Below are 24,111 nucleotides of genomic sequence, written 5' to 3' on the forward strand. Positions count from 1 at the left end.
CAGAATCAGGGAACCATCCATCCGAGCACCGGGGTCGACATGAGGCCGACGAGGATGCACATCAGGATGAGCAGGATGATCGAGAACTTGAAGACCTTGCGGAGGATGATCGACTCGCCGCCAGCCAGGCCAATCGCGGTGGCCGCGATGGTCAGCGACTGCGGGGAGATCATCTTACCGACGACACCACCGGAGGCACCGGCGCCGACCAGCAGGTGCCGCATACCCTCGACACCGAGGTGAGATCCGGCACCGACCTGCTGACCGACGCTGCTCTGCAGGCCGGAGAACAGGATGTTGGCGGAGGTGTCAGATCCGGTGACGTAGGTACCGATCCAGCCAAGGATCGGGGCGAGGAACGGGTAGACCGCACCAGCGCCAGCAATGAACATACCAAGGGCCAGCGTCTGGCCGGAGTCACCCATGACATAGGCGAGGGCGACTACCAGACCGATGGTCAGCATCGAGAACTTCATCTTCTTGGCGTTGACCCACAGCTCCGTGAAGACGTCGGGGAGGGACACCTTGTAGATGAGGCCGACGAGAATGGCAACGATGGCCAGCAGGAAACCCGGCTGGGACAGCCACTGCCAGGTGTAGGACTGGTGGGCCGCGGCCTTGCCACCGGTGGTCATGAGGCCGGCCAGGCCAGGCCAGGCCATCTTGGTGTCGGCGGCCTTCAGGCCCTCCTTGACGGCCGGGATGGCAGCGATACCGAAGACCACGATGACGAGGATGTAGGGCACCAGGGCCATGAAGATACGGTTGCCGGTGAGGTCGGAGGTGTCGACCTCCTGAGCCTGCACGAGCTCGGTCTCAATGGCCGGGTCCATCGGGATGCCGATGCGCTCGGCGGCTTCACGGCCACCCTTCGGCTTCCAGACCTTGAGGAAGAGCAGGGAGAGGGCGACGGTGACGACGGCGGCGAAGATCTCGGTCAGGTTGTAGACCGGGGTACCACCGACGATGATCTTGGTGACGCCGAAGACGATGCCGACGAACAGACCGAACGGCCAGCACTCACGCACACCCTTGCGACCGTCCATGATGGCCAGCATGAGGAAGGGGACTACGAGGCAGAGGACGGCACAAATCCGAGCGGTCACCGGGGCGACCATCGAGACGTCCAGACCACCGGTCTTGGCAGCCATGAGCACCGGCAGACCGACAGCGCCGAAGGCCACCGGGACAGTGTTGGCGACCAAGGCGGTGACGGCACCGCGGAGCTTGCCGAAGCCAATGGCGATCAACATGGCAGCCGCGATGGCGACCGGGGCGCCAAATCCAGCGAGAGCCTCGAGCAGACCGCCGAAGCAGAAGGCGATGAGGATGCCGAGGACGCGCGGGTCGTCACTGATGAGGAAGAAAGTGCGACGCAGGTCGTCGAAACGCCCGGAGATGACCGTCACCTGGTACATCCAGATGGCGCCCAGCAGAATCCACGAGATCGGGAACAGACCGTAGAGGAATCCCTGGATGCTCGAGGAGAATGCCATGCCGATCGGCATGTGGAATGCGGTGACTGCCACGATGAGGGCGATGCCCCACGAGAAGAGGCCAGCCAGATGCGCTTTCCAGCGCAGCGCGCCAAGGGTGATGAGCATGGCCAGCACTGGCAGCACGGCGAGGAGGGCCGAGAGCCACTGTGCCCCCAGCGGGTTGGCCGATGGGGTGAAGGTCTGGAGAAGAACCATCGAAGAACTCCGTTGTTCAACCATTGCCTCCGGTCGGCGAACCGTTGGCAATATCGGGCCAATTTGGTCCGACCAATAGTACGGTAGGACCATTACTTACAAACGTCAAGAACTTCCTTTCATTTGATGAACGGACGGTCAGCCATCTGTGCAAAAAATAAGGTTTGCCTAAATTCAAGACCCATTCCAAGGTCCTCTTTGAGCACCCACTCCTCCTCACGACGTTGCTGGCCATACGATGCATGTTCGGTGACGATGAAGCGACTCACTGACGAGGATCCCAGCCATGACACAGACCCGCGACACGCAAGCCAACCAGCCAGGCGCACATCCCGGACACTGGGCGTCAGGATCGAACCCCGGCTCAGGCGCTGACACTGATACCAAGTCGGGCGGATTCTCCGTCGTCATGCATCACATCGATGACGAGATCCTCACCGGGACCTGGGTCAATGGTTCGCGCCTGCCCCCGGAGCGAGAACTCGCCGCCACCCTGGGCGTCAGTCGGGGAGCCGTCCGGGAGGCCATCCGCGCCTTGGAGGCCCAAGGAATCCTCACCTCGGGCACTGGCCGAGGCAACGGCACTCGCGTCGACGCGCATCCTTCCGACGCCATGGGCCGCATCCTGCGCCTGCAACTGGCCCTCGACGTCGTCTCATTCGCCGACCTCACCGAAACCCGAGTGGCCCTGGAGAAGGCAGCCTGCGCGGCTGCGGCGAAGGTCCGCGCCCCTGGACCGCTGGCACGAGCGACCAACCTCCTCGGTCAGATGCACGGGGCCCTGAAGCCGAACTCCTTCAATGCCCTCGACACCGCTTTTCACGTCGCCCTCGCCGAGGCCGGGGACAACCGCCTCATGAGCGATTTGACGGTGGCCATCCGCAAGGCCGTCCACCGCCCCATCTTGGAGGCCGAGCACTCCCTCGTCGGCTGGGAGACATGGCGTGACGGCCTGGTCTGCGACCACGAGGAGATGCTCACCGCGATCGAGAACGGCGACCCGGTTCGGGCGGCTGAAGCCACCGAGGCCCACATTCGCAACGCCTACGAAACCCTCCTGGGGGCCGACTGACTGAGCCGGAGCGCAACGACTTCGTCTGGAAGCGTGACTCAGCGCTGAGCCCCTCGTCGCACCACTGCAAGGCCGCAGGACGGCAACGACCCGGCTTCGACCACAGGTCAAGATGAACTCAATTTGGACTCTGCCCTCCCCCTGGCGCCCCACGAGGCAGGCTAGACACATGATCGTTGCATTCAGTCTTGTTCCCAGTGGTGGTCGCGCCTCCCGCGAGGACGGCGGCGTCGCCGACGCCGTGGCGGCTGCCGTGCGCATCGTCAGGGAGTCCGGCCTGCCGAACCGCACCAGCTCCATGTTCACCGAGATCGAGGGTTCCTGGGAGGAGGTGATGGACGTGGTGAAGCGTGCCACCGAGGCGGTCGGCCAGTACGGGACCCGAGTGTCACTGGTGCTCAAGGCCGACATCAGGCCAGGAAGAAGCGGCGAGATGACAGCCAAACTGGAGCGACTGGAGGCCGAGCTGGACAGGTCAGATTGCCCGCCCAGGTGACAGCACGGCGCCGCTGGGACGCGGCCGATCCTGCGGCATCCCGTCGCATGGCCGGTAGACGCCTCACCAAGGGTGGTCTGCGCTGATACTGCCGCCGCCTCGGGGCACGCCTGGCCTCGGGCCCAGAACGGGGGGGATTATCGCAAGCCTCCCTGCACACAATTGCATTGTGCTCCCCTGATCGTGCACACCCTCCCACCGAGGGTCTACTATCGACCGTAGTGGACCGAGCCAGGTGTCATTGACACCGCTTGATCCACTCACCGACGCGGCCGAGTTTGGGCCCCCACGACCACCGGTGGCCACCGCCCTGCTTGGCCCGGCCACCCCGTCACCACAAGGGAGAAGTCAGGCAATGAGCACGGACACCCCGGTCAATCCGCCGGACACGCAGGAAGGCCCCGAGGCCGCCATCGACCCCCACGGCTATGTCGTGAGGGACAAACAGGACCTCACCGAACGCCCTGACCTGGCACGCACCGCCGGTCGCGTCGCCCCGGTTCGTGCCCGCCGCCCCCTTTACCTCGACATGCTCCCCCCCTGCAACGCCGGGTGTCCCGCCGGAGAGAACATCCAGGAATGGCTGCGCCTCATCAAGGCCCACGAGGAGGAGAAGGCGTGGCGCCAGCTCACCGCCGACAATCCCTTCCCCGCCATTCACGGTCGTGTCTGCTACCACCCCTGCGAGGTGGCCTGCAACCGTGCCGACCTCGACGGCGCCGTCTCGATCCACTCCGTGGAGCGCTACCTGGGTGACCTCGCCATCGAGAAGGGCTGGAGCTTCAACCCGCCTCCGGAGAAGTCGGGCCACCGAGTGATGATCATCGGCGCCGGCCCCGCCGGCCTGTCGGCGGCCTACCACCTGGCCATGCTGGGCCACGAGGTCGAGATCCACGACGCCGGCGACAAGGTCGGCGGCATGATGCGTTACGGCATCCCCGAGTACCGGCTGCCGCGCGAGGTCCTCGATGCCGAGGTCAAGCGACTCACCGACCTAGGGGTGCGAATCGTCCTCAACCACCCGGTCAACGACCTCATGGAGGAGAAGGCCAAGGGCCGCTTCGACGCCATCTTCGTGGCCATCGGTGCCCACCTGTCCAAACGCGTCGACATCCCCACCGTCGACGCCTCCCGGATGGTCGACGCCGTCAGCTTCCTCCACAACGTCTCCTCCGGCGAGAAGCCCCTCATCGGGCGCCGCGTCGCCGTCTATGGCGGTGGCAACACCGCGATGGATGCAGCCCGCGTCGCCAAGCGACTCGGGGCCGAGGAGTCGATCGTGGTCTACCGGCGCACCGCCGAGCAGATGCCAGCCCACGACGAGGAGCGCGCCGAGGCCGAACGCGAGGGCGTGCAGATGAGCTGGCTGCGCACCATCACCGAGGTCGGCGACGACCTCACCGTCGAGATCATGGAACTCGACGAGGACGGCAAGCCCCACGGTACTGGCCGCTTCGAGAAGTTGGAGGCCGACACCGTCATCCTCGCCGTCGGCCAGGAGGCCGACACCGGCTTCCTCCACAAGCTGCCCGGACTGCGCTTCAAGAACGACGTCGTCGACGTCAATCCCTCCACCCTCATGACCGACGTGCCCGGCATCTTCGCAGGCGGCGACACCGTCCCCAGCGAGCGCACCGTCACCATCGGCGTGGGCCACGGCAAGCGCGCCGCCCGCCAGATCGACCTGTGGCTGCGCCGGGAGGAGGCCTACCCGGCGCCCAAGAACACCACGGTGGGCTTCAACGACCTCAATCTGTGGTACTTCGGCGACCATCTGCGTCGTAACCAGCCCGAACTCGACCCGACCCAGCGCGTCGGGTTCGACGAGGTCGTCGGTGGACTCACCGAGGAGCAGGCCCACTTCGAGGCCGGACGATGCCTGTCCTGCGGCAACTGTTTCGAGTGTGACGGCTGCTACGGTTCCTGCCCCGAGGACGCCATCATCAAGCTCGGCAAGGGCCACCGCTACGAGTTCGACTACGACAAGTGCACTGGATGCGCCACCTGCTTCGACCAGTGCCCGGTCCATGCCATCGAGATGATCCCCGAGCGCACCGATCCGGCCACCGTGCAGGGATCCGGCAACCCCACCCCTGGCTGGGCGGTGCGTCATGAACCCAATCCACAACGGTCAGCTTCGATGAAGTTCACCGTCAACTCCGAGAACTGAGAAGGAGGACTGACCATGGCAACGAACTCCGACTCCCGCGTCCGCACCATTGCGGACGGCAACACCGCCGCCGCCTCGGTCGCCTATCGCTGCAACGAGCTGTGCTCGATATACCCCATCACCCCGTCCTCCCCAATGGCCGAGACCGCCGACGAGTGGTCCGCCGCCGGACGAAAGAACATCTGGGGAGACACCCCCACCGTCATGGAGATGCAGTCCGAGGGTGGAGCCGCCGGCGCCATGCACGGCGCTCTGCAGGGTGGCGCCCTGAGTACCACCTTCACCGCCTCCCAAGGCCTGCTCCTCATGATCCCGAACATGTACAAGATCGCCGGTGAGCTCACCAGCACAGTCTTCCACGTGGCCGCCCGCTCACTGGCTGCCCAGGGCCTGTCGATCTTCGGCGATCACCAGGACGTCATGGCCTGCCGCCAGACCGGATTCGCCATGCTGTGCTCCTCGACAGTGCAGGAATGCCACGACCTGGCCCTCATCGCCCAGGCCGCGACGATGCACTCCCGGGTGCCCTTCATGCACTTCTTCGAGGGTTTCCGCACCTCCCACGAGCTCAACGTCCTCGAGATGCTGTCGGACGACGACATCCGTCACTTCATCACTGATGATCTCGTCCACGCTCATCGGGAGCGCGCCCTGTCCCCGGCACACCCGTTCATCCGCGGCACCGCGCAGAACCCCGACATCCACTTCCAGGCTCGTGAGGCCGCGAACAAGTACTACGAAAAGGTGCCGGGCATCGTCCAGTCCCTCATGGACGAGTTCGCCCACGTCGTCGGTCGGCAGTACCACCTTGTCGAGTACCTCGGTGACCCCGAGGCCACCGAGGTCATGGTCTGCATGGGTTCCGGTGCCCGCACCATCGAACACACCATCAACCACCTCAACGCCCAGGGACACAAGCTCGGCCTCGTCGAGCTGCACCTGTTCCGTCCCTTCCCGGCCGCCGAGATCGTCAAGGCCATCCCGGAGACGGCCCGCACCGTCGCCGTCCTGGACCGCACCAAGGAGCCCGGCTCCAATGGCGAGCCCCTCTTCCTCGACGTGCTGGCCGCCCTGTCCGAGGCCCACTCCCGTGGCACCCGCAACACCATGCCGATCGTTTCTGGTGGTCGCTACGGCATCTCCTCCAAGGAGTTCACCCCCGGCATGGTCGCTGGTATCGCCGCTGAACTCGAACTGGAACGTCCGCGTCCCCGCTTCACCATCGGCATTGAGGACGACGTCACCGGAACGTCCTTGCCGTGGGAACCACTCGATATTGAAGATCCCAAGACGATTCGCGCGGTGTTTTACGGCATGGGTTCTGACGGCACCGTCGGCGCCAACAAGAACACCATCAAGATCCTCGGCTCGGACCCCAACACCTACGCCCAGGGCTACTTCGTCTACGACTCCAAGAAGTCCGGATCGCGGACGACTTCCCACCTGCGCTTCGGACCCAAGCCGATCGAGGCCCCCTATCTGGTCAGCCAGGCAGGATTCATTGGCATCCATGCCTGGGGAATCCTAGAATCCATCGACGTTTTGACGATGGCTCGCGAGGGCACCACGGTACTGCTGAACTCCCCCTACGACGCCGACGAGGTGTGGGACAAGCTCCCCGACACCATGCAGCGTCACATCCTCGACAAGCACCTCGACGTGTGGACCATTGATGCCCTGTCCGTCGCCCGCAAGGTGGGTCTGCGCAACCGCACCAACACCATCCTGCAAACCTGTTTCTTCGCGATTTCGGGTGTGCTCCCCAAGGACGAGGCGATCACGAAGATCAAGGATTCCATCCAGAAGACCTACGGCAAGAAGTCCCAGAAGATCGTCGACATGAACCACGCCGCCGTCGACGCATCACTGGAGCATCTGCACCAGGTGAAGGTTCCCGACCAGTTCACCGCCAACCACAGCCTCATCCCGGCCGTGCGCGAGGACTCCCCCGAGTTCGTCAAGAATGTCACTGCCCGAATGATCGAGGGATTCGGTGACCTGTTGCCCGTGTCCGCCCTGCCTGACGACGGCACCTACCCCGCCGGCACCATCAAGTACGAACAGCGCACCTTGTCAGACGTCATCGCTACCTGGGAGCCCAACGCCTGCATCCAGTGCGGCAACTGCGCTTTCGTGTGCCCGCACGGTGTGATCCGCGCCAAGTACTACCCGCAGTCCCAGCTCGAGGGAGCCCCGGAGTCCTTCCAGTCCGCCGAGCTCAACGCCGCCGGCCTGCCGGAGTCCTGCTACACCCTGCAGATCGTCCCCGACCAGTGCACCGGCTGCAGCTTGTGCGTCGAGGCCTGCCCGGCCCACCCCGTGGGCGAGCCCGACCGCAAGGCCATCAACCTTGAGGAGCACCTCGACAAGACGGTCCAGCGCGAGAACGTGAAGTTCTTCGAGACCATCCCGGTCAACGACCGCTCCCGTGTCGACTTCGCCACGGTGCGAGGCACCCAGTTCCTGGAGCCACTCTTCGAGTTCTCCGGAGCCTGCTCGGGTTGTGGCGAGACCCCGTACGTCAAGCTCATCACCCAGCTGTTCGGTGACCGTGCCGAGGTCGCCAACGCCACTGGCTGCTCCTCCATCTACGGCGGTAACCTGCCGACAACCCCGTGGGGCGAGAACGCCCAGGGCCGTGGTCCGGCGTGGTCGAACTCCCTGTTCGAGGACAATGCCGAGTTCGGCCTGGGCATGCGGATGGCCGCCAACGTCCAGACCGACCTGGCCAAGCGTCGACTCCAGGAGGTCTCCGACCAGCTCGACCCGGAGTTCGTCGACGACCTGTTGCACGCCCCGCAGCTCACCGAGCATGACCTGCAGAGTCAGCAGGGTCGTGTGAAGCAGCTGCAGGCCAAGCTCGCCGTCATGGAGCAGACCCCGGCGGTGCGCGACCTCATGAGCGTCGCCGACCACCTGCTGCGTCGCTCGGTGTGGATCATCGGTGGTGACGGTTGGGCCTACGACATCGGTTCGGGCGGCGTCGACCACGTGCTCGCCTCCGGACGCGACGTCAACGTCCTGGTCCTCGACACTGAGGTGTACTCCAACACCGGTGGCCAGGCGTCGAAGTCGACCCCACTCGGTGCCGTCGCGAAGTTCGCTTCCGCCGGTAAGCCGACCGCCAAGAAGGACATGGCCATGCAGGCCATCGCCTACGGATCGGTGTACGTGGCTCGCGTGGCCCTGGGAGCCGACCCGCAGCAAACCCTGCGGGCCTTCCGCGAGGCCGAGGCCTACCCGGGCCCGAGCCTCATCATCGCCTACAGCCACTGCATTGCCCACGGCTACGACCTGCGCAACGGCCTCGACCAGCAGTACAAGGCCGTCCACTGTGGGCACTGGCCGCTGATGAGGTACAACCCGGTGTTGGCCGACGAGGGACGCAACCCGTTCCTGCTCGACTCCCCCAAGCCCGACAAGACGTGGCGGGAGTACACCAAGCTGGAGTTGCGTTACCGGATGCTCCAAAAGGCTCATCCGAAGGAGGCCGAACGTATGCTGGACCTGGGTCAGCGTCAGGTGGAGCGTCGCTACGCCGAGTACGCCGAGATGGCTTCCCGCAGCGCCGAGGACTTCGCCGTCGATGCCCGCATGTCCGAATTCGCCGCCTCATCCAAACGCGCCTGACAGCCACGAAGGAATGACGTGTCATGAGTGATCTACGCACCAGATACATGGGACTACCCTTGAGGTCGCCGCTGGTTGCCTCCGCCGGCCCCATCCAACAGAAGGTTGACGGGGTCAAGGCTCTCGCCGACGCCGGGGTCGGGGCCATCGTCATGTACTCCCTGTTCGAGGAACAGGTGAGGCACGAGGAGGCTCGACAGACTGAGATCGAACTCGAGTACGTCAACTCGTTCGCCGAGTCGCTGAGCTTCTTCCCGACCGTAGCCAGCAACGAGGGCGGCATCACCGAGCGCTACCTCGCCCACCTGGAGGCCAGCGTCAACGCCGTCGACATCCCTGTCATCGCCTCGCTGAACGGCGCGACGAACGGTGGCTGGGTCGACACCGCGAAGCGGATGGAGGATGCCGGCGCCGCGGGTATCGAGTGCAACATCTACATGGTGCCCGGTGACCTTGAGCAGTCGGCTGAGGAGGTCGAGGACCGTCACGTCGAGATCGTCCAGGCCGTCAAGGATGCTGTGACCGTCCCGGTCGCCGTCAAGCTCTCGCCGTTCTTCTCGGCCCTGGGTAACATGGCCACCCGTCTGGATGCCGCAGGGGCCGACGCCCTGGTGATGTTCAACCGCTTCCTACAACCTGACATCAACATCGAGAAGATGCAGGTCGAGCCTGGTGTGTGGCTTTCCTCGCCAGCGGATGCCCGTCTGCCGCTGACGTGGATCGCCGCCCTGTCGGGTCGTGTCAATGCCTCGCTGGCTGCGTCCTCGGGTGTCGAGACCGCCGACGATGTCGTCAAGTACCTGCTTGCCGGCGCTGACGTCGTCATGACCACCTCGGCCCTGGTGCGCCATGGTGCCGGATATACAGCCGAGCTGCAGAAGGGGCTGGAGTCTTACCTGCAGCGTAAGGAACTCGACCTCAACACGCTGCGCGGCACGCTCGCCATCCCAGACGATGCCTCAACCGCCGAGTACGAGCGCAACGGTTACGTCGCGGCCCTTGAGAAGGCCAAGACAACCTACGGATCCTGATCCTCGGATGTGCTGAGGGCCGGTGGCAACTGCCACCGGCCCTCGCTTCATGTCATCCCCACATCGATCGTCGGGGCACTCACCCACGCTGTGGTAATTCGGGTACCAACAGTGCGCGCTGCCAGTTCACGTGGCTGATCCAGCCATCGCCACCCGATTGCCACAGCGACATCGGTGGCTCCGGCGGAGGAACGCAAGAACAGACCAATGCCGGGGCCGGAGTGATCCCGATCCGCCGCAACCTCGCAGACCCCGCCCGCGCACCATGGTCGGATGCACCGGTGCCGGAATCGGTGACACGACGAGTCGGCCGGTCCTGACGACCAGCTGTGGTAATTGGGGTTCGCAAGGGCCACCGTGCGACATACGATGGCCCCTCGGCCACGAAGAACCACGATTTCCACGCGTTACCATCGGTGGGGTACCGCTTCCACTTGTCAGGAGGATGCCATGTCACGCTCGTCGCACTTCACCGATCCCTCGCCTTCAAAGCGCCACCCGCTGCGCACACTGAACCGCCTCGGCGTGGGCGGTCTTCTGGCCTACTCCGGTGTCGGTCACCTCACCTTCGTCCGCGAGGAATTCCAGGCTCAGGTACCCGAATGGGTACCCCTAGACGACGACGCGGTGGTCCTGCTGTCAGGTGCCGCCGAAATTGTCCTCGGAGCCGCCTTGCTCTCGGGGCGTCACAAGAAGTTCTGGGGACGCAGTGCTGCCGCCTTCTTCACCGCGATCTTCCCAGGCAACGTCGCCCAGTTCGTCGAGCACAAGGACGGATTCGGGCTCAACGACGACCGCAAACGCGCGATTCGTTTGCTCTTCCAGCCCATCCTGGTGGGCCTGGCCTTGGAAGGCACCCGGCAGGACTGATCGGCCACTACTACGGGCGCGGCGCTTCCCACGAGCAGCCGCCGCGCCCGGTAGGGTTAGTGTGCGCCCCAACCCAGGAGGAACGATGCCGCAACGCAAGGTCAGCGTGATCAACCACTACGCCTTCCCGCCGGGATCGGGCGGCATCACCCGTAACTTCGACATGTTTTCTCGGTTGCGCGGATGGCAACCTCATTTCTACGCCGCCAGCATCAACCACACCTCCGGCGAACACATGACGGTCGATGACCCGCGCTACACCCTCGTCCCGATCCCGGAGTACAAGGGCAACGGCGCCAAGCGTGTCCTCGGCTGGATCTCCTTCGCCGCCGGTGCCGGCGCCCGCGCCTTGGTGCGCCCGGCCGACGTCATCTTCGCCTCCTCCCCGCAGATCCTGGCACCGGCCGCTGGAATGGTCGTCGCCGCCCTGCGCCGCAAGCCCTTCGTCGTCGAGGTGCGCGACCTGTGGCCGGAGTCACTGGTCTCCGGCGGCGCGCTGAAGGAGGGATCAGCCCTTCACAAGGTGCTTCAGGGGCTGGAGAAGACCATCTACGCCCACGCCCGCCAGATCGTCGTCGTCACAAAGGGCTGGGAGGACCACTTCCGCGACCTTGGTATCAACCTTGACAAGGTCACCGTCGTCCCCAATGGCGCTGACCTGGCCGAGTACGAGGTCGAGGAGTCCCGCGAAGAGCTACGCAAGGAGTACGGCATCTCGGGATTCACCGCGGTGTTTTCGGGAACTCACGCCAACTACGTTGGACTGGACCTCATCGTTGATGCCGCACGCCGTCTACCCGACGTCAACTTCCTGCTCGTCGGTGCCGGAGCTCGTAAGCAGTGGGCCATCGACGAGGTCAAGAAGCTGGGCTTGACGAACGTCAAGTTCCATGACCAGGTGCCCAAGTCCGAACTGGTGCGCATCCTCTCGGCCTGTGACGTCGGTTTGCACACCGTCTCGCCGCAGTCGGTCTTCGACAAGGGCATGAGCCCCAACAAGCTGTACGACTACATGGCCGCCGGGCTGGCCGTCGTGTCGAACGCCAAGGTGCCGATCCGCGACGTCATCAGTGATGACGAGGTTGGCGCCTGCGTCGACCCGACCGAGCTCGTCTCCGGCATCGAGCGAGTGCGTGACGCCGACGAGGCCACCATGAAACGTTGGCACGAGCGGGCTCGCGAGCTCATGACGAACAAGTACTCCTTACAAGCATCGGTCGACAGGCTCGAAACGGTGCTGGGGAAGGCGCTGTACCGCTGAGGTTGAACGAGCGGCTGGGGTGGACAACCCCGGCCGCTCTTGGACGTTGTCGGAGACCGTCAGCCCAGCAGCGCCGCTGCAATGGCCGGGACGGCGACGATGAGGACAGCCAACGCGACACCCCAGAGGTCTCGCACCCGCCAGCGCGACTCGACGGCGTAGGTACGACGAGTCGCCGTCGCGAAGCCGCGAGAGTCCATCGCTCGACTGAGCACCTCCGACGACCTCATGGCGTACAGCACCATCGCGAACGTCATTGACGACAAGTACTTGACCCGGGAGGACAAGGAGCGCTTTGGCCCCATCCCGCGAAGGCGACGCACATCGGACTGGATGCGCCACTGGTCGCCCAGGTGCCCCATCCGGACCACACCTGCCACCGACGCCACCACCGGGCGCTGTGGAAGGTGGGTTTGCTGAGCCAGGGCGTCGCCGAAGCGAGTGGGATCGGCCGCGGCCGAGGCCAGCGCGCCAGGCAGGACGAAGACGAGGATCCTCAACCCCTGCCGAGTCGCCTCGCTCCAGACAGCTGAGGTGGTGAACCCGTTGTGGAGCAGCAGGGTCGTCCACACCAGCATCACCGCGGCGATGAGGACCGGAACCGTCCGTACCACCAAGGGTTTGACGCGATGCGAGCACATCGGAGCCATGACCACGGCCGGGATGAGGCTGATGACGCCGATGAGCGGGGACCTCACGAAGAGGGACCCGACGATGCCCGCAACAGCGATGAGGAGGACGACGAGCGGGTTGATCGTCGCCAGGAAGGCCGAGCTGTCCTGGGGCATCTCGTCAGGGGCTGGATCCGGAACGCGACACGAAGCGACGTCAACGACCTCGTCAGCCATCTCGATGACCTGAGGATCATGGGAGGAGACGACGACGGCAACCCCGGACTCTGCTGCAGCACGGATGGCCATCAACACGCTGGCACCGCTGTCGTCGTCGAGGCCGACTGTCGGCTCGTCGAGGAGGAGCAGATCGGGTTTCTGAGCGAGGGCCGCAGCAATGGCAAGGCGTCTCTTCTCGCCACCCGAGCACGTCATGGGGTGGGAGTCGAGGATCGGCGTGAGGCCGAAGGTCCTGACGAGGTCGCGCAGATCAGCATCCTCGGGGACCACCGGGGATGCGAAGAGCTCGTCGGCTGCCGTGCGGGCGACGAGGTAGTTCTCCGGGTTCTGCGGTACCCAGGCGGTGTGCCCGGGCTCGGGAAGGGTGAGCTCACCGGCGGCGGGGGCGTCGAGTCCGGCAAGCAGTCTCAGCAGGGTGGACTTGCCAACCCCACTGGGTCCTGACAAGACCGTGACGTGACCGCGCCGGGCCGAGATGTCGACCCCACGCAGCAGCACGTCGTCGGACTGGGGACGGTAAGCGTCGAGGGCGACGGCACGGGCCACCGTCTCACCGGGAGTGGCGGCATGCCACGGCAGGTCGGTGGGCTCACGCGAGTCGAGGTAGTCTTCGAAATCCCAGATCCGACTGAGGGTGCCGTGATCGGTCAACTCGACAACCTGGTCAAGGATCTCGCCCCACTGATCCGGGTGGTGGTCGACGATGAAAACCGTCCGGTCGTGGGCCATCCTGGCAACTTCGTCACGGATTGCCGCGGCGGACTCCTCGTCCAACATGGAGACGGGCTCGTCAAGCAGCAGCAGGCCAGGGTTGGTGGCAAGAATCCCCGCGATGGCTAGGCGCTGCATCTGACCGCCGGACATTTTCGTCGTCGAGTGGTCCGCGGGCATCGTGAACCGGGCTCGCCGTTGAGAATCCTTGACGATGGGCCAGATGTCCTGGCGTGGGACTCGGTGGTTCTCCGGCCCGAAGGCGGTATCTCGTCCGCACGTGGCAGCGACAACGGAATGAATCGGTTCCTGCTGCAGCAGACCAACGCTCACACCACCGGACCAAGTACTCACCCGACCCGTCAGGTCGTAGCTCTCCTCCTCCAGCAAACCGCCGACGGCGTGCAACAGAGTGGTTTTGCCAGCACCCGACGGTCCGGCAATGAGGACCCGCGACCCGGCTGCCAGATGAAGGTCGATGGGGCCCAGAATCGGATCGTCGCGGTCAGGGACGCCGATCGTCAACCCCTCGACATCCACCGGAACCGCGCGACGACCGGAAACCTTGCCGACCTGGTCGTCCCGGGTCAACACATCAGTCATGACAGTTTCCGGGTCGCCTTCGCACCCTTGGCGGTCTTGGGGCCACGCAAGTCGCGGGAGACCGCGAAAGGGTTGAGGGCACCGGCAGCCGCCAGGCCGCGGACGGTTCCCCACGCCAGCAGCCCGCCAAGCAGCGCTCCGGAAACGATCATCAACATGAAGTAGACGATGGTGTCGCCAACGCGGAACATCGGATAGTAGGCGATGCGTTCGTAGATGCCCTCAGCGAAACCGGTGAGAGCTCCGGCCACTATGGCGAGCCTCGGGCCAACCTTGCGATAGGCGACGACAAGCAGGCACAGTTCCATCGGCAGAGCCTGGATGACTCCGGAGATGATGGTGCCTGGACCCCATGGGCCTCCCAGAGCCGCCTCGATACATGCAGCAAGAATCTCTGCGAGAAGGGCAGCGCCCGGTTTGCGGACGACGAGGCCGGCGATGAGGGCGGGTAGGAACCAGATGCCGGTGAGAATGCCCTCGGCTGGCACATACACCGAGGACACCGGCTTGAGGAGGCTGTAGAGAGCGCCGTAACCGAGGAAGATGACGCCGAAGGCCACCGCGATCATCACTGGGGTGACGATGTCAATGGTGCGATACCGCATGGCAGGTTTGTCGCTGGTCATGGAAGTCCTTCCGTTCATTCGGAAGGGGGCGCACATGCGCGAAGAGCCCGACTCCCTACGCCGGTCCTAACCGGTTCAGGTTCGAGGGTCTGGGCGGTGCCCACTCTCAGCATCCGATGATGCTCCCCTGTCGTCGCCCCCGATCATAGCCACGGGGACGACAAGACCACCACTGCCTGCGATACATGGGGGGTGGACCATCGTGGCCACCGGTCGCACTCCCCCTCAGGAGTCTTCGCTGCCTCACCGCCCTCAGACGATTGTGGCAATCGTGATGCAGATACTCCCCCACGCCATTCCAGGCGGCTCTCCACGACATCGCAAACCACTTCACCACACGCGCCGCGCTCCGGGGCGACCAGGTCAGTCTGCCTACCGAGAACGGTTGGTGTGCTTGGTGGGGACGGCCGTCATGGGATCCTCCGGCCACGGATGTTTGGAGTAGCGTACGCGGTTCTCAGCCCTCACCCCGGGATACACGTTCGCCCAGAAACTCGCCAGGTCGTCGGTAACTGCCAATGGTCGCCGGGCCGGCGACAACAGGTGAAGGACCACCCTCACCTTCCCGTCACAGATCGTCGGGTCATCAGTCCACCCGAAACACTCCTGGAGCTTGACCGCGAGCACCGGGGCGGCGTCACTGTCGGGTTCCGGATAATCGACGCGGATTCGCGACCCGCTGGGGACCGTGATGGTCTCGGGGACAAGCTCGTCGAGACGAGCGGACTCCTGCCACCCCAACAGCCCACGAAGGCCAGAGGTGGCGTCACTCCCGCGCCCGGCCGCCAGGCCATCCAGGTCGAGCCACTCCTCGGCGCGGGACAGCAGGGCCGCGTCGCTGACATCCGGCCAAGGGCCACCGAGAACCCGATGGGCCAGGGCAAGCCGACGCCTCAGGGACTCACCGTTCTTCGTCAGATCCACTGTCCCGAGCCCGCGAGACCTCACTGCTTCCAGCACGGCGCGACGAGCCTCATCACTCCCTGGTTGGACCGGGGTGGATGACAACTCAATGGCACCAAGCCGCGAAACGCGTCGACCGCGAGCCTTGCAACCATCCCAGGTAACCGTCGTCTCGGTCGCAAGCATTGCTGCGCCGGCGTCCAAGGCAGCCGATTCCGTCAGCGGAACCGCAGCCCGGATGAGGGCGCCGCTCGTAGTGCGGGAGGTTCGGGCGACGGCCAACCAGGACTGTCCGAGCAACCCAGGTGAGCAGTTGTGAGGCAGTTCAACTCCGGTGCCACACGCCAGCAGATAGGACGACGACCCCTCTCCCCGACTCCGAGCGATCCACCCCGGGCGAGCCAGCGAGACGACCGTGGCGACGGCGTGATCGTCGGTGATGTGGCTGGCGGGGACGTCGTCGACGAGGCGAGCGAGTCGGTCGGCCTCCCGGCGCCAGACCTTCGCGCCCGGGTGCCGCCCGGTCCGCAGCTGACGCAACTGGGCGACCAGATCGACATCTCTGCCGTCAAGACCGAGCATGGCGACGACCTCAGCGCAGCGACGGGACCCGACGATCGGTGCGCCATCAGTCAGAGCCCTTGCCAGACGCGGGTCGACCGGAACCGTCGCGAGCCGACGGCCTCGCTCGGTGGCCCTTCCCTCAGAGTCAACGGCGCCCAGATCACGAAGCTCCTCCTCGGCCTCGACCACCCGGTCCTGTGGCAATGGGGTTGGTAGAGCCATACCCTCGCCACGAGGGGAGCCCCAGACCGCCAGTGACAACAGAGGTGCCACAAGGTCGGCGTGGTCGATCTCGGGGGCAGGGTCGGCGTCCATACCCGACCAGTCCTGGGAACACAGGCACCGCACCGCGACTCCAGGACCAAGACGAGCAGCACGTCCGGCACGTTGGGTCGCCGATGCTCGGGACTCCCGAACCGTCACGAGCCCCGTCATGCCTCGTCCGCGATCGAGGCGCGGCTCCCGGGACAGACCCGAATCGACGACGAGTCTCACCCCCGGCACCGTCAGGGAAGACTCCGCAACGGCTGTCGAGACGATGACCCGGCGGACATCACCTGGCTCTGACAAGGCATGATCCTGCTCACGCGGCGACATCGACCCTGATAGCCCAACAACCTCGACGTCATCGAGGCGGGAGCGCAGATCCGCGACGACGTGATCGACCTCGCGGGCACCAGGGACAAACACGAGCGCCGAGCCTTCCGTGTGGCGATGAAGTGAGTCGGCGGTCACGGCGCCAAGATGGTCGAGGAATTCGCGACGTACTCCCCGAGATTCCACAGCAGTGCCAGGGGCTGGCGCCCATTCCACCTTGAGTTCGTGCAACGCAGATGCCACTTCGACAACTGGGGCCGGCTCGGCACCGCCGAGAAGGGTCGACCACCCGGAGCTGTCAACGGTCGCCGACATTGCGACGACGGTCAGGTCTTCGCGCAATTGCGCCACCTCATCCACCATCGCGACGACGAGGTCAGCGTCGAGGTGACGCTCGTGAACCTCGTCAAGAATGACGGCGTCGACCCCTGTGAGGTCAGGGTCGCGCATCAGGCGACGCAGCAACACCCCGGTCGTCACGAACTCGACCCTGGTGTCGCGAGTTGTCGTCGACTCCCCGCGAACGGTGTGGGAGGCGAACTCGCCGGGGCGGGTTCGGGTGAGTGTGGACAGTCGGCGTCCGGCGGCTCTGGCTGCCACCCGTCGTGGCTGGGTGACGATGACCCGACCAGATTTCCACGAGGCCACCAGAGGTGGGATGAATGTTGTCTTACCGGTTCCCGGCGGGGCGACGATGACGGCCCTGCCAGTAGCCAGGGCTGTGGTGATCTGGTCGCGCTGGTCCGCAACCGGGAGCCCGGCTCCTATTGCGTCAAGGTCCGGACCCCGCGTCACCGGGTCGTCCCCCACCCCTTGGTCTCCCTCTCGTCCAGGGGATCAGGGGCGGTGGCTTCGGCGATCGTACGGTTCGTCATCGGTTCCTCCGGGGCGTCCTCCAGTGACCAATCCGTCGCCGGAACAGGAATCCAGGAATCGGCCACCCTCTCGACAATCATCGTCATGATCATGACGGCATCGGGCTCGGCGCTCGGGAGCGCGGCAAACTCGTCAGGGCTAACCCACTGAAGCTCCAGAGACTCGCCAGGACGCGGTTTCTCCGCCGGATCACCATCGGCAACCATCGCCATGACGATGTCGGAGTGGAAGTGCCCTGGGAAAGGGCTGTGGGTGTTGAGAAGCACCGGCGTCGGGTGAATGAGGTCATGGACCCCGTCAGGAAGCCGATTCCAGGGCTGCAGGACGCTCAACTGGTCGATGTGGTAGCCAGCTTCCTCATGGAGCTCGTGAACAAGGGCCTGCCAAGGGTTCTCGGTGTGCTCAACGTGTCCGCCCGGCTGAATCCACAAATTCATCTTGCGGTGTTTGTGCACAAGGGCTTTCCACCGCCAGCCACGTGGGCTGTCGAACGGAAACCTCCTCAAGATCCACGCACTGATCGTGACGTCATGTCCATGTGGCTGGGTATGGAGATGTGGCATGGTCCAAGCCTGTCACGCTGCATGCTGAGGCGCCCGGCCCCGCCCTACCCATGAGACTCACGTTTTTGCGAAATACAGCACATTTTTGGGACAATCCGCGTGTACCACCACCATTCGGAGGATCAGATGGACATTAATACCCTGTTCTCGGACACTGGCCTGCCGGGCCTGGGTCGCAAACCGGTCCTGACGGGCTCCAAGCCTCGAGTCGTGATCGTTGGTGCTGGTTTCGGTGGCATGGCGGCCGCCGAGAAGACTGCCGAGGCAGGGTGCGACGTCACGCTCATCGACCGCAATCCCTACACCACCTTCCAGCCCCTGCTGTACCAGGTCGCCACCGGTGGCCTGAACCCAGGTGACGTCACCTACCGCCTACGTTCCTTCGCCGCCCAGAACGGTCCTCGCACCCACTTCCGTCGTGCCTCTGTGACCGACGTTGACACCGAGAACCGCGTCGTCAACGTCGACAACGGCGACCCGATCTCGTACGACTACCTCATCTTGTCCCAGGGCGTCGGAGCCAACTTCTTCAGTACCCCTGGTGCCGCAGAGCACTCGTACACCATCTACACCCGCGCATCTTCGCTGCGCGCACGCGACGCCATCTTCACCTACCTCGAGGACCTCGACACCCAACGTGACAAGACCTTTGACGTTGTCATCGTTGGTGGTGGCCCAACCGGTGTCGAGATGGCCGGCACCCTGGCCGAGATGAAGTCGATCGGCATCCCTGCAATCTTCCCCGACGTGTCCACCGACCGCGTCCACGTCACCCTCGTCGAGATGGCTGACCACCTCCTCATGCCCTTCGACCCGACTCTGCGCCACTACACCCGCCGCCAGCTGCAGAAGCGCGGCGTGGACGTGCGCACCAAGACCGCCATCGCCGAGGTGCGCAAGGATTCGGTGCTCCTCAAGGACGGCCAGACGCTTCCTGCGGACATGGTCATCTGGGCAGCGGGTGTCGGCGCCCACACGTCCGTTGCCGACTGGGGGTTCGAGCAGGGTCGCGGCGGCCGTATCGCCACCGATGGAACCCTCCGCGTCAACGGTCACGATCGCATCTTCGCTGTCGGCGACGGTGCCATCAACACCGAGGACCCCAAGCCTCAGCTGGCTCAGCCCGCCATCCAGGGCGGCGAGTGCGTCGCCCGTCAGATCGTCCACCTCGAGCTCGGTGAGCCGCTGGAGAAGTTTGAGTACCAGGACAAGGGCACCATGGCAACGATCGGTCGTAACTCGGCCGTCGTCCAGCTGTCCGAGAAGCTGAAGTTCACCGGAATTGGCGCATGGCTGGCCTGGGTGACGGTACACATTTACACCCTGTTGGGCGGTCGTAACCGTCTGCAGGCCATGATCAACCTCGGCGCTCGGTACATCGCGTTTCATCGCGAAGCCGGAGCCATCGTCGGCGATGTCCTCACCGAGGAAGGTGAGGAAGACACGAAGGGCGCCAATTCCATCGACAAGGAGAAGTGATGCACATGAGCACGACCGAGATCAACCCTGCCGAGATCGACAAGGGGACCTTGCTTGCCGTCACGGTGGCTGCGGTCGCCGTCGTCGGGATCGCGCTGGTGGCAGCGCGCAAGGCGCCCAAGGACAAGAAGGCGGGATCCCACGACCCGTCCTTGTCCGAGCGCCTGTCCGAGGGCAAGCCAGCCGACGGACGGAGGGCTCGCCGTCGTCATGACGGCCATGCCACCCCGATGGATGGCGCCGGGCGTGTTCCGACAGCCCCGGCTTTCTACACCTACAAGTGACGATTCGCTGACGGTCAGGGTGACGCGAAAGCGTGCCCGACCGTTTTCGTGAGCCCGGCAAGTCTGAGTCCCCCATCCCGTGCCTCGGGCCACGGGATGACCGCTGCCCTCCTATGGCAATGAGGTTTCTGACGGTCGGTGGTGCAGCGTCACGTTGCAGATGAGTTCAGCGACACCCCGTTTTCCACAGCAGAACAATGCGAAGGTCAGGCTGGGCTGGGGCGCATGGGGTCGGTGAATGGGCCAAATCACGACCCGCCAGGGGATGGTTGCCCTGCGTCGTCGCCACGAGGTTCGATCCACGAGCCTCAGGCTGGCGCGACACCGCCCATGATCTGGCGCAGGACGGATTCGCTGAACATGGTTCTTGGCCGATGCCGGCGATGCAGGTGAAAGGCGAGCCAGTCCAGGACGAATCTCGGGTTCTTGCGGAACATCGTCGGGGTGACGTGGAGCACCTTCCAGCCATGACGGTCCAGATGAGCCGACCTCATCATCGTCTCCTCATAGCTCTCGGCGGTGCCGTGAACAGATCGGCCATCAATCTCCAGGGCGACCTTCTCAGCCTCGAAGGCTTGGTCCAGGTAGTAATGGCGATCTCCCACCCGAACCTTGTGGTTAGGCTTGTGGCCGGTGATCCCGGTGGCGCGAAGCACCCTGCTCATCTCCAGTTCCGGGATCGACCACGCGGCCAGGAGGATGTCAGCCACCGCGGAATCAACGTCGGCCTTTGGGTACCGCCCGGTCAGGCTCTTGCGTGCCTGACGGCAGGATTCAGGAGTAACGAGGCGTTGCCGCAGCGCCTCGCAGACCCACTCCCACTCCCCTTGAATGGCGAGGACAAGGACCGATACCTCGGCGGCGGCAATCCGAACCTGCTCCCGCTCAGTCACGAACTGGTGCGGAACGTGCCAACGACGCACCCGAATGCCCGGGCGGACCAACCGCCGTGTCGAGGAAAAGGCCTCGACCTCATTGATGGTTCGCAAATCCATGGGCCTGTTGGCGCCAGGAGCCGTCATCCCGAGCAGCAGGAGGGCGGCCTTCCCGACGATCACGACGTCGCGGTGCCACAACAGCAGCGCGCGAAGGATGGTCCTGGGGTCTCTGGCAAGCGCTGTCGCGGCAATCACTCCTGGCAGGATGCGGACCGCGTCTCCTCGTGCCACCGCCCGGTCGGCCTGCCCACGGATGTAGCTGTGACGGTGGATGCGGGCAACGCCGCGGCGGTCGAGTCGTTCTTGTAGGTTCCTCACATCCCAATTTGTCGGCGAGACCCGCCATTTCCGCCAGGCAATGTCGATTCTGTGGACAACTGTGGTTGAGGTAGCCGAAGCTCCTGTGGAAAACCGTCTTCTTAACCCGATCCTCGCTACGAGGGATGGCTCACCGCATGTTCATCACCCCAATTACCACAGCAGCTGTGAGTGCGGGCGCGCTGGAGCAGAGTGGGTGGGGAAAGATGAGGGTGGGGAAGGGTTGGGGTGGCCTGGATCAGCGCCGGGCAACCTTGACCCTGGCCGGAATGAGTCGATACTGCGGTGAACGGGAACAAGTGCTGAACCGAGGCAGAAAGGACGACGGGTACCGTGCCCTGGCTCCGAAGGATCACCCCTTGAGCAGGCGAGAAACCAGCCCCGTCAGCGCCTCGGCCTGAGACTCGAAGTTCAGTCCCGCCTCAACAGCCCGGCGACCGGCCCGACCCATCTCGCGACAACGCTGCGGATCTGCGAGCAGCACGCAGACGGCATCAGCGGTCGCAGCGGCATCGTCGGTGTCGACGAAAATGCCGGCACCATAGCCGTCGAACATCTCCCGCCATGCCGGGAAATCGGATGCCACGAACGGTATTTGGGAGGCCATGTACTCGAACAGCTTCGTTGGCAGGGATGCGACGTAGTTCGGCAACGGTTTGAGGAACACCAACCCCACCTGTCCGCTGGCCAACACCTTCGGCACCTCGGTTGGGCCAATCAACCCCAGATGCTCGACGAAGCCCTCGGCGACGGCGTCATCGACAACCTTCTGACAGCGCGGCAGGACCCGCCCCGCCAGCATGAGATGGGCCTCCGGTACCTTCTGACGGACCCTGCGCGTCACCTCGATCATGAAGGAGAGCTTGCGCTCCTCCGACAGATCTCCGACGTACACCATGCGTCCCGGCACTGGGGCAGGCATCACGTCGTAATTGCGCAGCCACGGGTAGTTCCGCACCACTGTCACCGGGGAGTGGTGAAATCTCTCCCCCACCGTCGGGGTCGCGGCAACGACGGCATCAGCCCCACGGTCGGCCAGCCCCACGAGACCACGAGCAGCCAACCGAGCCAGTGGCCGCGTCACCTTGCCCAGATAAGGCTTCGTGTCGACCTGGCCGATGAGGTCCTCGTGGGCGTCGTGAATGACCTTGCAGCGGTGACGGCGCCCCCACAGCAGTGCCAACGGGATGAGCTCGGGATCGTGAATGTGCAGCACCTCGGGCTGAAGGGTCTGCAGGTGACGCCACGCCTCCCGCTGGCTGACGACCAGCCGACGGACTCGCCCTTCCTCGCGGTGCAAAGCGACGACTGGAATACCCTGGTCGACCCCGTCGTGCTCGGCGGAGATGACAAGGTGATAGTCGTGGCCGGCCCCGACCATGGCTCGCGCCTCCTTGTTGAAGACCCGGTTGTCGTGGCCGTGGTGCACCGTCGACAGGGACACCACCCTGCCGATGTGAGGGGAATCGGTCATCAGTTCCTCTTGCCGGCCGTGAGCAGCACCGTGGCGACGTTGACGGCAGCCTTACCGTCGCCGAACGGGTGCCCCGGATCGCCCGCGGGATGCTGACGGACGGCGTGCTCGGCGAGATGCTCGGCGTCGGGATCAAGCACGTTCCAGCCGTTCTCGACGGTCTCCACCCACTCGGTCTCGGTACGCACCGTCGTGCAGATGGTGCCGAGCAGGAAGGCCTCCTTCTGTAGACCGCCGGAATCGGTGATGACGCCGGCGGCATTGGTGACGGCGTTGACCATGTCGGGATAGGCCAACGGGTCGATGGTGGTGAGGTTGCCGCGAGCGATGGTGACGCCGTCGGCCTCGGCGCGGGCACGCAGACGCGGATGCACCGGCAGGATGACCTTACGATCCACGTTGCCGAGAGCGTCGAGGATGTGGGTCAGGCGCTGCGGATCATCGGTGTTGTCGGCACGATGGATTGTCGCCATGACGTACTCCTCGCCATCCTTCACACCGGGCACCGGGCGCGGGTTCGCGAGGACGGAGTCGCGCACCTGCAGGCAGACATCGGTCATGACGTCACCGACGAGCACGGAGCGGGCAGCCAGTCCCTCGTCGGCCAGATGCCCCATGGCAACCTCGGTCGGTGCCAGGCAGAGGTCAGCGGCGTGGTCGGTGAGAACGCGGTTGTGCTCCTCAGGCATGCGGCGGTTGAAGGAACGCAGGCCAGCCTCGAGGTGGGCCACCGGCAGGTGCATCTTGACCGCCGATAGGGTGCCGGCAATGGTCGAGTTGGTGTCACCGTAGACGAGCACCCAGTCCGGGTTCATGTCCTCCAGCACCGGGTCGAGCTGCTCGAGCATGCGGCCGGTCATGACGCCGTGGGAGCCGCCGCCGACGCCCAGATGCAAGTCAGGGTTCGGGATGCCGAGCTCGACGAAGAAGGAGTCGGACATGTTGACGTCGTAGTGCTGACCGGTGTGGATGATCTTGTGATCGATCCCCTCAGTCGCGAAGGCTTTGGCCACCGGAGCCAACTTCACGAACTGGGGACGAGCCCCGACGATGCTTACGACGCGCATTGATGCACCTTCCTGCCCACGTACCGTACGTCA

18 protein-coding genes and 1 riboswitch are annotated in these 24,111 nt (G+C 64.8%); of the genes, 9 read left to right on the top strand and 9 right to left on the bottom strand.

The window, feature by feature from the left end; genetic code table 11:
• Positions 1-5: 5 nt before the first annotated feature.
• Both ACUCCZ_RS10275 and ACUCCZ_RS10280 read right to left on the bottom strand, forming a co-directional pair.
• Positions 6-1,694, bottom strand: coding sequence for an L-lactate permease (locus tag ACUCCZ_RS10275; RefSeq protein ID WP_435918262.1), 1,689 nt, complete (start codon positions 1,692-1,694; stop codon positions 6-8).
• A 119-nt stretch (positions 1,695-1,813) separates the two neighbouring features.
• Positions 1,814-1,963 carry a hypothetical protein gene (locus ACUCCZ_RS10280; RefSeq protein ID WP_435918261.1) on the bottom strand — a complete coding sequence of 50 codons (150 nt, stop codon included), beginning with the start codon at positions 1,961-1,963 and terminating at the stop codon, positions 1,814-1,816.
• 140 nt (positions 1,964-2,103) lie between these two features.
• On the opposite strand from ACUCCZ_RS10280, the gene ACUCCZ_RS10285 reads away from it, so the two are divergent.
• From ACUCCZ_RS10285 to ACUCCZ_RS10315, 7 genes are all read left to right on the top strand, one after another.
• Complete coding sequence (locus ACUCCZ_RS10285) at positions 2,104-2,766, top strand: FadR/GntR family transcriptional regulator (RefSeq protein WP_435918316.1); 663 nt, start codon at positions 2,104-2,106, stop codon at positions 2,764-2,766.
• 169 nt (positions 2,767-2,935) lie between these two features.
• Positions 2,936-3,262 carry a thiamine-binding protein gene (locus ACUCCZ_RS10290; protein ID WP_435918260.1) on the top strand — a complete coding sequence of 109 codons (327 nt, stop codon included), beginning with the start codon at positions 2,936-2,938 and terminating at the stop codon, positions 3,260-3,262.
• A gap of 355 nt (positions 3,263-3,617) precedes the next feature.
• Positions 3,618-5,432, top strand: coding sequence for an NAD(P)-binding protein (locus ACUCCZ_RS10295; RefSeq protein ID WP_435918259.1), 1,815 nt, complete (start codon positions 3,618-3,620; stop codon positions 5,430-5,432).
• Positions 5,433-5,447: 15 nt separating this feature from the next.
• Positions 5,448-9,062: a pyruvate:ferredoxin (flavodoxin) oxidoreductase gene (nifJ, locus tag ACUCCZ_RS10300; protein WP_435918258.1), complete on the top strand. Its 3,615-nt coding sequence runs from the start codon at positions 5,448-5,450 to the stop codon at positions 9,060-9,062.
• Between the two features lie 23 nt (positions 9,063-9,085).
• The gene (locus ACUCCZ_RS10305) at positions 9,086-10,093 is read left to right on the top strand and encodes a dihydroorotate dehydrogenase-like protein (RefSeq protein WP_435918257.1); all 1,008 of its coding nucleotides are present in this window, start codon (positions 9,086-9,088) and stop codon (positions 10,091-10,093) included.
• 450 nt (positions 10,094-10,543) lie between these two features.
• On the top strand, positions 10,544-10,963 hold the full coding sequence (locus tag ACUCCZ_RS10310; protein WP_435918256.1) for a DoxX family protein: 420 nt from the start codon (positions 10,544-10,546) through the stop codon (positions 10,961-10,963).
• Positions 10,964-11,048: 85 nt separating this feature from the next.
• Entirely contained in the window at positions 11,049-12,224 is a 1,176-nt protein-coding gene (locus ACUCCZ_RS10315) for a glycosyltransferase family 4 protein (RefSeq protein ID WP_435918255.1), read from the top strand.
• Between the two features lie 59 nt (positions 12,225-12,283).
• Here ACUCCZ_RS10315 and ACUCCZ_RS10320 read toward each other — a convergent pair whose 3' ends face one another.
• The 4 genes from ACUCCZ_RS10320 to ACUCCZ_RS10335 all read right to left on the bottom strand — a co-directional run bounded on the left by ACUCCZ_RS10320 (position 12,284) and on the right by ACUCCZ_RS10335 (position 18,518).
• On the bottom strand, positions 12,284-14,389 hold the full coding sequence (locus tag ACUCCZ_RS10320; RefSeq protein ID WP_435918254.1) for an ATP-binding cassette domain-containing protein: 2,106 nt from the start codon (positions 14,387-14,389) through the stop codon (positions 12,284-12,286).
• Positions 14,386-15,015 carry an ECF transporter S component gene (locus tag ACUCCZ_RS10325; RefSeq protein WP_435918253.1) on the bottom strand — a complete coding sequence of 210 codons (630 nt, stop codon included), beginning with the start codon at positions 15,013-15,015 and terminating at the stop codon, positions 14,386-14,388. Before ACUCCZ_RS10325 ends, ACUCCZ_RS10320 begins: the two co-directional genes overlap by 4 nt.
• A 35-nt stretch (positions 15,016-15,050) precedes the next feature.
• Positions 15,051-15,154, bottom strand: a riboswitch (TPP riboswitch).
• Positions 15,155-15,387: 233 nt separating this feature from the next.
• Complete coding sequence (hrpB, locus tag ACUCCZ_RS10330) at positions 15,388-17,889, bottom strand: ATP-dependent helicase HrpB (protein ID WP_435918252.1); 2,502 nt, start codon at positions 17,887-17,889, stop codon at positions 15,388-15,390.
• Positions 17,871-18,518 carry an NUDIX hydrolase gene (locus ACUCCZ_RS10335; protein WP_435918251.1) on the bottom strand — a complete coding sequence of 216 codons (648 nt, stop codon included), beginning with the start codon at positions 18,516-18,518 and terminating at the stop codon, positions 17,871-17,873. The genes hrpB and ACUCCZ_RS10335 overlap by 19 nt, the downstream gene beginning before the upstream one ends.
• 126 nt (positions 18,519-18,644) lie before the next feature.
• Here ACUCCZ_RS10335 and ACUCCZ_RS10340 point away from each other — a divergent pair, with 126 nt between their 5' ends.
• Both ACUCCZ_RS10340 and ACUCCZ_RS10345 read left to right on the top strand, forming a co-directional pair.
• Positions 18,645-19,997: an NAD(P)/FAD-dependent oxidoreductase gene (locus ACUCCZ_RS10340; protein ID WP_435918250.1), complete on the top strand. Its 1,353-nt coding sequence runs from the start codon at positions 18,645-18,647 to the stop codon at positions 19,995-19,997.
• Positions 19,994-20,281: a hypothetical protein gene (locus ACUCCZ_RS10345; RefSeq protein WP_435918249.1), complete on the top strand. Its 288-nt coding sequence runs from the start codon at positions 19,994-19,996 to the stop codon at positions 20,279-20,281. The genes ACUCCZ_RS10340 and ACUCCZ_RS10345 overlap by 4 nt, the downstream gene beginning before the upstream one ends.
• Before the next feature lie 308 nt (positions 20,282-20,589).
• Here the strand turns inward: ACUCCZ_RS10345 and ACUCCZ_RS10350 are convergent, their stop codons facing one another.
• The 3 genes from ACUCCZ_RS10350 to wecB form a co-directional block, all read right to left on the bottom strand.
• The gene (locus ACUCCZ_RS10350) at positions 20,590-21,537 is read right to left on the bottom strand and encodes an endonuclease domain-containing protein (protein ID WP_435918248.1); all 948 of its coding nucleotides are present in this window, start codon (positions 21,535-21,537) and stop codon (positions 20,590-20,592) included.
• Between the two features lie 352 nt (positions 21,538-21,889).
• A complete protein-coding gene (locus ACUCCZ_RS10355; protein ID WP_435918247.1) occupies positions 21,890-23,011 on the bottom strand; it encodes a glycosyltransferase in 1,122 nt (373 codons plus the stop codon).
• Positions 23,011-24,078, bottom strand: coding sequence for a non-hydrolyzing UDP-N-acetylglucosamine 2-epimerase (gene wecB / locus ACUCCZ_RS10360; RefSeq protein WP_435918246.1), 1,068 nt, complete (start codon positions 24,076-24,078; stop codon positions 23,011-23,013). Before wecB ends, ACUCCZ_RS10355 begins: the two co-directional genes overlap by 1 nt.
• Positions 24,079-24,111 lie beyond the last annotated feature (33 nt).

The organism is Cutibacterium nasicola, assembly GCF_052654715.2.

Coding starts and splice junctions, on each gene's coding strand:
- ACUCCZ_RS10290 (WP_435918260.1), top strand. CDS start 2,936: ATGATCGTTGCATTCAGTCTTGTTCCCAGTGGTGGTCGCGCCTCCCGC.
- ACUCCZ_RS10310 (WP_435918256.1), top strand. CDS start 10,544: ATGTCACGCTCGTCGCACTTCACCGATCCCTCGCCTTCAAAGCGCCAC.
- ACUCCZ_RS10285 (WP_435918316.1), top strand. CDS start 2,104: ATGCATCACATCGATGACGAGATCCTCACCGGGACCTGGGTCAATGGT.
- ACUCCZ_RS10320 (WP_435918254.1), bottom strand. CDS start 14,389: ATGACTGATGTGTTGACCCGGGACGACCAGGTCGGCAAGGTTTCCGGT.
- ACUCCZ_RS10325 (WP_435918253.1), bottom strand. CDS start 15,015: ATGACCAGCGACAAACCTGCCATGCGGTATCGCACCATTGACATCGTC.
- ACUCCZ_RS10275 (WP_435918262.1), bottom strand. CDS start 1,694: ATGGTTCTTCTCCAGACCTTCACCCCATCGGCCAACCCGCTGGGGGCA.
- ACUCCZ_RS10355 (WP_435918247.1), bottom strand. CDS start 23,011: ATGACCGATTCCCCTCACATCGGCAGGGTGGTGTCCCTGTCGACGGTG.
- ACUCCZ_RS10335 (WP_435918251.1), bottom strand. CDS start 18,518: ATGCCACATCTCCATACCCAGCCACATGGACATGACGTCACGATCAGT.
- ACUCCZ_RS10340 (WP_435918250.1), top strand. CDS start 18,645: ATGGACATTAATACCCTGTTCTCGGACACTGGCCTGCCGGGCCTGGGT.
- ACUCCZ_RS10315 (WP_435918255.1), top strand. CDS start 11,049: ATGCCGCAACGCAAGGTCAGCGTGATCAACCACTACGCCTTCCCGCCG.
- nifJ (WP_435918258.1), top strand. CDS start 5,448: ATGGCAACGAACTCCGACTCCCGCGTCCGCACCATTGCGGACGGCAAC.
- wecB (WP_435918246.1), bottom strand. CDS start 24,078: ATGCGCGTCGTAAGCATCGTCGGGGCTCGTCCCCAGTTCGTGAAGTTG.
- ACUCCZ_RS10295 (WP_435918259.1), top strand. CDS start 3,618: ATGAGCACGGACACCCCGGTCAATCCGCCGGACACGCAGGAAGGCCCC.
- ACUCCZ_RS10305 (WP_435918257.1), top strand. CDS start 9,086: ATGAGTGATCTACGCACCAGATACATGGGACTACCCTTGAGGTCGCCG.